Raw genomic sequence first — 9,506 nt, forward strand, 5'->3', positions numbered from 1 at the left:
CTAGCGCAGCTCGGTGAGGACGGCGTCGGTGAAGCGCGGCCACAGCGGCACCGCCCACTCCCCGAAGTCGCGGTCGGTGAGCGCGACGCAGGCGGCTCCGGCGACCGGGTCGACCCACAGGAAGGTGCCGGACTGGCCGAAGTGGCCGAAGGTCGCGGGGGAGGAGAGGGCTCCGGTCCAGTGCGGGGACTTGGCGGCGCGGATCTCGTAGCCCAGGCCCCAGTCGTTGGGATTCTGGTGGCCGTAGCCCGGCAGGACGCCCTTGAGGCCGGGGAAGACCACCGAGGTGGCGGTGGCCACGGTGGAGGGGTGCAGCAGCCGCGGGGCCTGGAGCTCGGCGGCGAAACGGACGAGGTCGTCGACGGTGGAGACACCGTCGGCGGCGGGGGAGCCCGCGCCGGACAGGCCGGTGGCGGTCATGCCCAGCGGTTCGAGCACGGCCTGCCGCAGATACTCCGCGAAGGGGATGCCCGCGGCCTTGGCCAGGTGCTCGCCGAGCACGTCGAAGCCCGCGTTGGAGTACAGCCGCCGGGTGCCGGGCGGCGCCGTCACCCGGTCCTCGTCGAAGGCGAGCCCGGACGCGTGCGCGAGCAGGTGCCGCACGGTGGAGCCCTCGGGACCCGCCGGGTCGTCCAGTTCGAAGACGCCCTCCTCGTACGCCACCAGCGCCGCGTACGCGGTCAGCGGCTTGGTGACCGAGGCGAGCCGGAACCGCTGTCCCGTCGCCCCGTGCGACCCGGCCACCGTCCCGTCCTGCCGCACCACGGCCGCCGCCGCGTTCGTCACCGGCCACTGCTCGATCAGGCGCAAGCTCTCCATGCGTGCGAGCTTAAAGCGTGTCCGTGCCGCGCTTCGGGGCGGGACCGGAGGGAGGCCGGGGCGGGGCAGGAGCGGGACCGGAGCGGGCCCGGCGCGCGGAGCCCACTTGCTTGGAGTGCACTCCAAGGTCTTAGCGTGGAGGGTATGACGGTCGTGCAGGTGGCGAAGAGCAAACCGAGTAATACGACGAGCTGCGCGGATGACGACGGGCACCTGCGGCCCGACGGCCAGGACCAGTACACGATCAGCGAGGTGGCCGCCTTCACCGGCCTCAGCGCGCACACCCTGCGCTGGTACGAGCGGATCGGCCTGATGCCGCACGTGGACCGCTCGCACACCGGCCAGCGCCGGTTCACCAACCGCGATCTGGACTGGCTGGCCTTCGTCGGCAAGCTGCGGCTGACCGGGATGCCGGTCGCCGACATGGTCCGGTACGCCGAGCTGGTGCGCAGCGGCGACCACACGTTCCCCGACCGGCAGGCGCTGCTGGAGTCCACCCGGCTGGACGTGCTCCAGCGGATCGCCGAGCTCCAGGACACCCTGACGGTCCTCGACTTCAAGATCAGCACGTACGCGTGCTCCACCGTGCAGGACCCCGCGCCGCGGACCCCCGCCGTGCGGCACCCCGCAGCGCAGGAAAGGACAGGCGCCTGATGAGCGACGACACCTCACGTATCGCCACCACGACCCTCGGCACCGAAGGACCCGCGGTCGGTGTCCAGGGGCTGGGCTGCATGGGCATGAGCGAGTTCTACGGCGACACCGACGAGGCCGCGGCCCGCGAGACGCTGGAGACGGCGCTGGGCGTCGGCGTCACCCTCTACGACACCGCCGACATGTACGGGATCGGCGACAACGAGGAGTTCCTGGCCCCCTTCGTCAAGGCGCACCGCGACGAGATCGTCCTGGCGACGAAGTTCGCCAACGAGCGCAAGCGCGACGACTCCTCGTACCGGGCGATCCGCAACGACCCGCCGTACATCCGGCAGGCCGTCGAGGGCAGCCTGCGCCGCCTCGGCACGGACGTCATCGACCTGTACTACATGCACCGGCGCGACCCGGCGGTCCCGCTGAGCGAGTCGGTCGGCGCGATGGGCGAGCTGGTCACGGAGGGCAAGGTCCGCTGGCTGGGGCTGTCCGAGGTGACCGGCGCGGAGCTGCGCGAGGCGCACGCGGTGCACCCGATCAGCGCGATCCAGTCGGAGTGGTCGCTGTTCAGCCGGGACGTGGAGCAGTCCGCGGTCGGCGCGGCGGCCGAACTGGGCATCGCCTTCGTGCCGTACTCGCCGCTCGGCCGCGGCTTCCTGACCGGTTCGTTCACCGACGCGGCCACCGAGCTGGGCAGCGGCGACTTCCGGCAGAGCCAGCCGCGCTTCACCGGCGAGAACGCCCGGCGCAACGCGGACCTGCTGGCCCCGGTCCGCGCCGTCGCCGAGGCGCACGGCGCGACCCTCGGCCAGATCGCGCTGGCCTGGGTGCAGCAGCGCGCCGCCGTGCACGGCCTGCCGGTGGTGCCGATCCCGGGCACCCGCAAGTCCGCCCGCGTGCTGGAGAACACCGCGGCCACCCGGATCACGCTCACCCCGGCCGAGCTGGAGCTGCTCGAACCGATCGCCGCGCAGGTGGCGGGCGACCGCTACCCGGACATGAGCAGTACGTCGGCGGCGCGCGAGTAGCCGTACGGATTCAGCCACACACGGCGCTACACGGCGCCACCCGCCCGCGTACGACCGCGCCCTACGGCTGCGGCCGTACGCGGGCGGACTTGATCGCGGCGAGCACCGCCGCGGCGAAGGGCAGCGACTCGTGCACGGGCCCGTAGCCGAGGCCGAAGACGACGGCGGCCGGGTCCTGGTCGGCCTCGCCGGGCTGCTCCTGCCGGTCGGCGTCGCGGCGCAGCAGCCGCAGATGGCCGTGGAGGAGTTCGGGCGAGCGCCAGTCGAGGCCGCTGAGCTGTTCCACCGGGAAGCTCTGGTCGCCCGCTTTCCACTTCGCGGACGACGCGCCCGTCCAGAACCAGCGGAAACTGACGGTGCGGCCGTCGAACAGCGCCTTCGCGTCGTACGCCTTGAAGGAGCGCGGCGCCGCAGGTGGGGCCACGAGGAAACGTTCCGCCGGGCCGTCGTCGAGGCTGTGCCGCACCTGGGGGCCGAGCAGGGGGCGCAGCTCGTCCCGGTAGTACTCCGCGAGCGTGCGCGACTGCGCGGGCAGCACCAGACGGTACGGGTCCGCGCTCTCCTTGAGCTGGCCGCCGGCCGCCTCGATCACCGGATCGGCGCCGGGCCTGGGCAGCGCCCGCAGGACGACGGTGCCGCGCCGCCCGTCCAGCAGTTCGATCCCGTCCAGCGCCTCATGCGGAATCCGGCGTTCCCCGAGGGCCTGGAGAAACCTCACGCCCCGTACGCCTCTGCTGTACCGGATCACCACCGCTTCTGGTTCGAACTCCCATTCAGCGTTGTTTCCGGCCAGCACATCACCCATACGGGCCATCGTAAGCGGCCTCCCGCTTGGCGGTACCCCGTCAGGAACTACGCGCGTCCCGCGGCCTCGTCGAACTCCTTGACCAGGCGGCGCGGAGCCGTGCGGCGCCAGGCCTCGGTGAGGAGTTCCGCGAGCTCGTCCGGGTCGACGGAGTCCAGGGCGGCGCGCACCCAGCCGAAGCGGCCGACGTAGGGGGCGGGCGAGAAGGTGCCGGGGTCGGCGGCGATCAGCTCGGTCTGATCCTCCTTGGACGCCTTCAGCGACACATGGGCGCCGTCGGGGTTGCCCATGGCGAAGATCTTCTCGCCGACCCGGAAGGTGTGCTCGCTGCCCCAGGTGATCTGCCGGTGCGCCCGCGGCAGCGCCAGGGCGCTGTCCGCGAACTCCTCGAAGGTGGCCATGCGGCCAGCGTAGGGCGGCCCTGTGACAGCGCGCCCCCGCAGCCGGCCCCCGGACGAGCCGAGGCCCGGCCCGGCCCTCAGGCGAGCCCCGAGGTGCAGCCCTCGTCCGCGTCCTGGCAGGCGACCGCCGCGTAGTTGCCCAGGGCGATCTGCGTGAAGTTGGCCAGGCTGGTGGTGCCGGGCGCGAAGTAGCCGGGGTGCCCGCTGGCTCCGGCGGCGCTGATCACCCGGGCGCCGAAGGAGTCGTTGACCGGGTCGGCGCCGTGGCCGAGCCCGGCGATCTCCAGGTGCGGCACATCGCTGATCCAGTCGGAACTGTCCCGCGCCGCCCACACGTGCGCCGACGTGTGGAGCTGCGAGGCGCGCTGCACGCGCATGCCGGGACTGCCGAAGACCGTGATGTCGGAGACCGAGCGGCCCGGCAGGTCGGGGGCGGCCACCCCGCACAGCACCGAGCCGTAGGAGTGGCAGAAGAGCGACACCTCGGCGTGCTGCGGCAAGGCGCTGAGCAGCGCGTTCAGCCGGGTGGCGCCGCGCTCGGCCATGTTGCCCGTCGAGGCGTCCAGGCCGAGCCCCGTCGGCGTGGTGTAGTCCGCCCACGCGATCACGGCCGTCCGCACGCCGGGGTCGGCGGCGCGCTCCGCGTCGTACAGCGCCGTCGCCATGCCGACCGGGGCCGCGTACGACTTGGTGGCGCGCTCGAACGTGAGCAGGTTGGTGTCGACGCCGGGGACGACGACGGAGACCCGCTTGGCGGCCTTCAGGTCGCCGAAGACCTCCGCGACCCGGCCGGAGCCCGTCGGGTCGAAGGAGAGGATCTGCCGGTGGCCGCTGAGCAGCGAGGTGTAGCGCGCGGCCCGCCGCGCCGCGTCGATCCGGCCCGCCACGGTGAACTGGTCGCTGTGCGAGCGCGCGGTCTCCGCGGTGCGGGCCTGCTCGATGGCCGCGTGGTTGGCCCGGTAGCGCAAGGTGAGCGGCGCGCCGTTGAGATTGCCGACGATCAGCGGGTACCGCTCGGTGAGCGCGAGCCGCTGGCCGCCGGTGAGCGACGCGAAGAAGCGCGCGATCGTCCGGGCGCCGCTGTCGGGGTCCGGCAGCTTGTGCGAGGCGATGGTGCCGTGCCGCCAGGACGACAGGGCGGCGGCCCGCGGGTCGCCGGCCCCGCCGGGGCGCAGCGCCGTCCAGCCGGTGGTCGCCAGCATGATGAAGACGACCGACAGGGCCAGCAGGGCGCGGATCGACATGGGGCTCAGTCGCGCTTCGAGAAGGCTCACTCGCAGATGCCTCGCGGATTCGTCCCGGGTTCAACCGGGCAGCGGGGATATGGGGGCGGGAGGTGGGGCGTCAGGTGCTGTGGGGCAGTACGTGCGGACAACGGCGTCCCTGGGCGCGGCTCCGCGGTCCAGCGTAGAAGACCCGGACGGGTGGCCGGGTCAAGGGTGAGTCAGATCACGTTTGGAAACGGAATGATCTGACCGGAGGTTACGCGGCTGCCGCCAGTCGGACGCACCCCCGGTTCCCGGCGCCCGCCGGAAGGCACTCACAAGGCGATACGCGGCCGGTAGGCGGCCTCCGCGCGGCATAGCGGTGCCCGCAGCGGGCAATCGAACCGGCAGGACCCGAGGACGGGACCCCGAGGAGGGAACCATGGCTCGACGTTTCGCCACGACCGAACGCTCCCGCGGCACCCGAGTCGAAGTGGAGCGCACCGGCGGCAGGCTCGGCATCATCGGAGTCATCAGCGCGGTCGTGGGCTTCTTCGTCCTGGGCATCGTGTTCGGCCCCGTGGCGGTCGTCTGCGGCTGGCTCGCGATGGGCCGCCGCTGGAGCGGCCGCAAACCCCTGCTGGCCCTGATCGCGCTGTTCCTCGGCGCGCTCGACACACTCATCGCGCTGCTCTACGTGGCCCAGTAGCCCCGCCCGCGCCGCGCGGGCGTACGAACGGCCTCCGGGCCGAGAGGGAGAGCCCTCTCGGCCCGGAGGCCGTTGTCGTGCGGAGCCCGGGCGAACCCGAGGCGGAGCCGAACTACGCGTCGCCGCCCGCCGCGCCCGGGTCGGCCGAGGCCACGTCCAGGAGCTGGTAGCGGTCGACGGCCTGCTTCAGCACGGACCGGTCGACCTTGCCGTCGCGGGCCAGCTCGGTGAGGACCGCCAGGACCACCGACTGCGCGTCGATGTGGAAGAAGCGACGGGCCGCGCCACGGGTGTCCGCGAAGCCGAAGCCGTCCGCGCCCAGCGAGGAGTACGTGCCGGGCACCCAGCGCGAGATCTGGTCGGGCACCGCCCGCATCCAGTCCGAGACGGCCACGAACGGCCCCTCGGCCCCGGACAGCTTGCGCGTCACGTACGGCACGCGCTGCTCCTCCTCCGGGTGCAGCAGATTGTGCTCCTCGATCGCGACGGCCTCGCGCCGCAGCTCGTTCCAGGACGTCGCGGACCATACGTCGGCCCGTACGTTCCAGTCCTCGGCGAGGATGCGCTGCGCCTCGACCGCCCACGGCACCGCCACACCCGACGCCATGATCTGCGCGGGGATCGTACCGGCCTCGCCGGTCTTGAAGCGGTAGATGCCCTTGAGGATGCCGTCCACGTCGACGTCCGCGGGCTCGGCCGGGTGCTGGATCGGCTCGTTGTAGACGGTGAGGTAGTAGAAGACGTCCTCGCCCGGCTTGCCGTCCGCGGTCTCGCCGTACATCCGGCGCAGACCGTCCTGCACGATGTGCGCGATCTCGTAGCCGAAGGCGGGGTCGTACGCGACGCAGCCGGGGTTGGTGGAGGCCAGGAGCTGCGAGTGGCCGTCCGCGTGCTGGAGGCCCTCGCCGGTCAGCGTGGTGCGGCCCGCGGTCGCGCCCAGCACGAAGCCGCGCGAGAGCTGGTCGGCCATCTGCCAGAACTGGTCGCCGGTGCGCTGGAACCCGAACATCGAGTAGAAGACGTAGACCGGGATCAGCGGCTCGCCGTGCGTGGCGTACGCCGAGCCCGCCGCGATCAGCGACGCCGTACAGCCCGCCTCGGAGATGCCGTCGTGCAGCATCTGCCCGGTCGGCGACTCCTTGTACGCCAGCAGCAGCTCGCGGTCGACCGACTCGTACTGCTGACCCATCGGGTTGTAGATCTTCGCGCTCGGGAAGAACGCGTCCATGCCGAAGGTGCGGTACTCGTCGGGGGCGATCAGCACGAAGCGCTTGCCGATCTCCTTGTCCCGCATCAGGTCCTTCAGGACGCGGACGAACGCCATGGTGGTGGCGATCGACTGCTGGCCCGAGCCCTTCTTCGCGGTCGCGTACGTCTTCTCCGGCGGCAGCGGCAGCGGCTTGGCCCGCACCACGCGCGTGGGCACGTAACCGCCGCACGCCTTGCGGTGGTCGTGCATGTACTGGATCTCTTCGGAGTCCCGGCCGGGGTGGTAGTACGGCGGGTAGCCCTCGTCGAGCCGCTGGTCGGTGATCGGCAGGTGCAGCCGGTCGCGGAAGCGCTTGAGGTCGTCGACCGTCAGCTTCTTCATCTGGTGCGTCGCGTTGCGGCCCTCGAAGTTCGGACCCAGCGTCCAGCCCTTGATGGTCTGCGCGAGGATCACCGTCGGCTGGCCCTTGTGCTCCTTGGCCGCCGTGTAGGCCGCGAAGACCTTGCGGTGGTCGTGGCCGCCGCGCCCGAGGTGCAGGATCTGCTCGTCGGACATGCCTTCGACCATCTTGCGCAGCCGCTGGTCGTCGCCGAAGAAGTGCTCACGGATGTACGAACCGGTCTCGGTCGCGTACGTCTGGAACTGGCCGTCCGGGGTGGTGTTCATCTTGTTGACCAGCAGACCGTCGCGGTCCTGGGCCAGCAGCGGGTCCCAGGAGCGGTCCCAGATCAGCTTGATGACGTTCCAGCCGGCGCCGCGGAACTGCGACTCCAGCTCCTGGATGATCTTGCCGTTGCCGCGCACCGGGCCGTCGAGGCGCTGGAGGTTGCAGTTGACGACGAAGGTCAGGTTGTCCAGGCCCTCGCGGGCGGCGATCGAGAGCTGGCCGAGCGACTCCGGCTCGTCCATCTCGCCGTCGCCGAGGAACGCCCACACGTGCGACGTGGAGGTGTCGGCGATGCCGCGCGCCTCCATGTAGCGGTTCATCCGGGCCTGGTAGATCGCGCCCAGCGGGCCGAGGCCCATCGAGACGGTCGGGAACTCCCAGAAGTCCGGCATCAGCCGCGGGTGCGGGTAGCTGGAAAGGCCGTTCGGCGCCTTCGACTTCTCCTGGCGGAAGGCGTCGAGCTGCGCCTCGCTCAACCGGTCGAGCAGGAAGGCGCGGGCGTAGATGCCGGGGGAGGCGTGGCCCTGGAAGAAGATCTGGTCGCCGCCGAGGCCGTCGTCCTTGCCGCGGAAGAAGTGGTTGAAGCCCACGTCGTAGAGCGAGGCGGAGGAGGCGAAGGTGGCGATGTGGCCGCCGACGCCGATCCCGGGACGCTGGGCGCGGGAGACCATGACCGCCGCGTTCCACCGGGTGGCGTTGAGGATCTTGCGCTCGATCTCCTCGTTGCCCGGGAAGAACGGCTCGTCCTTGGTGGCGATGGTGTTCACGTAGTCGGTGCTGCGCATCTCGGGCACCGCGACGCGCTTCTCGCGCGCGCGCTCGATGAGGCGGAGCATCAGATAGCGGGCCCGCTCACGGCCGCGCTCGTCGATGGCCGCATCGAGCGAGTCGAGCCATTCCGCCGTCTCCTCGGGATCGAAATCCGGGACCTGGCTGGGAAGGCCGCCAATGATGATCGGGTTGCGATCGGATCCGGAAGCCACGCTGTTCCTTCGCTGCTAGGTGGAGCTCTGCTGGGTCGCGCCGCCTCCATCGTGTACCGCGTCGTTCGATACGTCATCTCTACCGAGCGGTAACCGCAGCTCATGAGCCGCGCGGCCCCAGGGCCGGTGGTCGGCCGGGAGCCTCCCGGCCTGAGGTTGGGGGAGGCCAAACCTGAACTCTACGCCCAGTCGCTCGTACGACCGACTCGCGGCTCCAATCACGCACAACACCGGCAAACCGCCGTGATGTGCGTCACCATTGAGTGTGCGGGTTGCGGTGACACGGTCGAATCGTCACCGTTTCGACGGTCTCGTACGCCGGGTACTTGCGCGATCCGCCCAGCCCGTGTGGACTACCGCCAATAACCCGCACAGGCGCGGGCAGATTTTCCCCATGACAGGAGGCAAAGCGTGAGCGCGACCGCGGACCACGCGGAGGAGCGGACCAACCCGGCGAGCCGGCTTGGTTTCGAGCCCGGACAGGTGGTCCAGGAGCTCGGGTACGACGAGGATTGCGACCAGGAGCTTCGAGAGGGTATCGAGGAGCTCACGGGCGAGGAGCTCGCCGATGAGGAGTACGACGACGTGCCCGACGCCGTCCTGCTGTGGTTCCGCGAGGACGACGGCGACCTCACCGACGCACTCGTCGACGCCACGTCGACGGTCGACCCCGGCGCCCCGATCTGGCTCATGACCCCGAAGACCGGGCGTGACGGCCACGTCGAGCCCAGCGAGATCGGAGAGGCCGCGCAGACCGCGGGCCTCGCCCAGACCAGCAGCGTCAACGCCGCCAAGGACTGGACCGGCAGCCGTCTCGTGACACCCAAGACGGCCCGCGCGGGGAAGCGGTAGCTTTCCCGGCACCGGCGGCCCGCCGCAGGGGTTGCGCCCCGCGGCCGTCCGCCGCCCGTCACACGCTGGCCGCGGGGGGGGGGGGGGGCGCCCCCGTGGGGGGGGGGGGGGGGGGGGTGGGGTCGCAGGTGTTTGTGTGTGTCTTTGTTGTTGTGGCGGTCCGCGGGCTCCTCCTTTCC

9 protein-coding genes are annotated in these 9,506 nt (G+C 71.5%); 4 read left to right on the top strand and 5 right to left on the bottom strand.

Annotated elements, in window-relative coordinates; translation table 11 throughout:
- Positions 1-819, bottom strand: a complete 819-nt coding sequence (locus ACZ4EF_RS05075; RefSeq protein ID WP_467502826.1) for a serine hydrolase domain-containing protein — start codon at positions 817-819, stop codon at positions 1-3.
- Positions 820-963: 144 nt separating this feature from the next.
- On the opposite strand from ACZ4EF_RS05075, the gene ACZ4EF_RS05080 reads away from it, so the two are divergent.
- Together ACZ4EF_RS05080 and ACZ4EF_RS05085 are read left to right on the top strand one after the other, a co-directional pair.
- On the top strand, positions 964-1,473 hold the full coding sequence (locus ACZ4EF_RS05080; RefSeq protein WP_401853226.1) for a MerR family transcriptional regulator: 510 nt from the start codon (positions 964-966) through the stop codon (positions 1,471-1,473).
- On the top strand, positions 1,473-2,495 hold the full coding sequence (locus ACZ4EF_RS05085; RefSeq protein ID WP_391160185.1) for an aldo/keto reductase: 1,023 nt from the start codon (positions 1,473-1,475) through the stop codon (positions 2,493-2,495). Before ACZ4EF_RS05080 ends, ACZ4EF_RS05085 begins: the two co-directional genes overlap by 1 nt.
- 61 nt (positions 2,496-2,556) lie before the next feature.
- On the opposite strand, the gene ACZ4EF_RS05090 is transcribed toward ACZ4EF_RS05085, so the two are convergent.
- From ACZ4EF_RS05090 to ACZ4EF_RS05100, 3 genes are all read right to left on the bottom strand, one after another.
- Entirely contained in the window at positions 2,557-3,309 is a 753-nt protein-coding gene (locus ACZ4EF_RS05090; RefSeq protein WP_391047353.1) for a DUF4429 domain-containing protein, read from the bottom strand.
- 38 nt (positions 3,310-3,347) lie between these two features.
- On the bottom strand, positions 3,348-3,701 hold the full coding sequence (locus ACZ4EF_RS05095; RefSeq protein ID WP_355344822.1) for an MmcQ/YjbR family DNA-binding protein: 354 nt from the start codon (positions 3,699-3,701) through the stop codon (positions 3,348-3,350).
- Positions 3,702-3,778: 77 nt separating this feature from the next.
- Positions 3,779-4,945 carry an alpha/beta hydrolase gene (locus ACZ4EF_RS05100; protein ID WP_355344870.1) on the bottom strand — a complete coding sequence of 389 codons (1,167 nt, stop codon included), beginning with the start codon at positions 4,943-4,945 and terminating at the stop codon, positions 3,779-3,781.
- 403 nt (positions 4,946-5,348) lie between these two features.
- Here ACZ4EF_RS05100 and ACZ4EF_RS05105 point away from each other — a divergent pair, with 403 nt between their 5' ends.
- Positions 5,349-5,615: a small hydrophobic protein gene (locus tag ACZ4EF_RS05105; RefSeq protein ID WP_355344825.1), complete on the top strand. Its 267-nt coding sequence runs from the start codon at positions 5,349-5,351 to the stop codon at positions 5,613-5,615.
- Between the two features lie 112 nt (positions 5,616-5,727).
- Here the strand turns inward: ACZ4EF_RS05105 and aceE are convergent, their stop codons facing one another.
- The gene (aceE, locus tag ACZ4EF_RS05110; protein WP_355344828.1) at positions 5,728-8,475 is read right to left on the bottom strand and encodes a pyruvate dehydrogenase (acetyl-transferring), homodimeric type; all 2,748 of its coding nucleotides are present in this window, start codon (positions 8,473-8,475) and stop codon (positions 5,728-5,730) included.
- Between the two features lie 411 nt (positions 8,476-8,886).
- Here aceE and ACZ4EF_RS05115 point away from each other — a divergent pair, with 411 nt between their 5' ends.
- On the top strand, positions 8,887-9,327 hold the full coding sequence (locus ACZ4EF_RS05115) for a DUF3052 domain-containing protein (protein ID WP_188285110.1): 441 nt from the start codon (positions 8,887-8,889) through the stop codon (positions 9,325-9,327).
- Positions 9,328-9,506 lie beyond the last annotated feature (179 nt).

Source organism: Streptomyces sp. NPDC025721 (assembly GCF_055558595.1).